The sequence below is a fragment of the Methylobacterium sp. E-041 genome, from assembly GCF_022829665.1.
Taxonomy (GTDB): Bacteria; Pseudomonadota; Alphaproteobacteria; order Rhizobiales; family Beijerinckiaceae; genus Methylobacterium.
Genome location: NZ_JAKSYQ010000112.1, coordinates 1 through 332 on the forward strand (window position 1 = coordinate 1; position 332 = coordinate 332).

Below are 332 nucleotides of genomic sequence, written 5' to 3' on the forward strand. Positions count from 1 at the left end.
CTGCACCTGGGGCTGGTACTCGTACGACCCCAAGCTCGACCTGATGTACTACGGCTCGGGCAATCCCTCGACCTGGAACCCCAAGCAGCGTCCGGGCGACAACAAGTGGTCGATGACCATCTGGGCGCGTAACCCCGACACGGGCGTGGCCAAGTGGGTCTACCAGATGACCCCCCACGACGAGTGGGACGACGACGGCATCAACGAGATGATCCTCACGGATCAGAAGGTCGGCGGCAAGGAGACCCCGCTGCTGACCCACTTCGACCGCAACGGCTTCGGCTACACCCTCAACCGCGCCACCGGCGAGCTCCTCGTCGCCGAGAAGTTCG

Annotated in this window: 1 pseudogene; it reads left to right on the forward strand. The window is 64.5% G+C overall.

Features of this window, described 5'->3' with window-relative positions:
* Window positions 1–332, forward strand: a pseudogene (locus tag MKK70_RS10200) (PQQ-dependent dehydrogenase, methanol/ethanol family); the annotation flags it as partial.